The 557-nt window shown below is 45.6% G+C and carries 1 protein-coding gene and 1 pseudogene; both read right to left on the bottom strand.

The window, feature by feature from the left end:
- Window positions 1–319 (bottom strand): hypothetical protein (locus ACFIJ7_RS09815; RefSeq protein ID WP_375645221.1); only part of this gene is annotated, 319 nt, incomplete at its 3' end.
- 91 nt (window positions 320–410) lie between these two features.
- Window positions 411–557, bottom strand: a pseudogene (locus tag ACFIJ7_RS09810) (ShlB/FhaC/HecB family hemolysin secretion/activation protein); the annotation flags it as partial.

Raw genomic sequence — 557 nt, 5'->3', positions numbered from 1 at the left:
TGTCATATTTGTTATGAGAAAGACCCTGTCCATTGGGGCGAACAATATCAATCAGCGGCACATCATTGCCGGCTTTCCCCACCGTGGGGCGGAAAACAGAGCCAACCCCATCAGCTGCTTTAATCCCTTGGCTCTCTTGTGCAACAGGACTTCGCGCTCCAAGCGCTTGTGCTTGCAACAACAAAGGCTGAAAAGCTAAGCAAAAACTTAAAACAAGTGAAAGCCCCTTGTGGATCCCTCGCTGCAAAACACAAAGAACGCGCTGCCCTCGCTTGTATCCATATCCCAATTTGTGCTTTTGATCTTTCAATCCCCGCATCTTCAGCTCCTCATAAAATTCTTTATCTCTTAAAAAAAACAACCCATATGGGTGTAAACAGCACAGCGATATTTTTTACCGCCCCTTTGCTCTAAAATCTCAATAATGCCCGCACTTGAAATAACCCTGTCGCATTTCCCTTTTCTCGCACTGTCGATTGGGTTAAAATATTCGAATAAGACACATCAACATCCGTAATGTCTCCGGTTGCATGGAAACCAAGAGTTGCCCCAACGAG

Origin of the sequence: Bartonella sp. MR100HLJHH, assembly GCF_042194215.1 — a bacterium.
Classification (GTDB): domain Bacteria; phylum Pseudomonadota; class Alphaproteobacteria; order Rhizobiales; family Rhizobiaceae; genus Bartonella; species Bartonella grahamii.
This window is presented reverse-complemented; position numbering and strand designations above follow the sequence as displayed.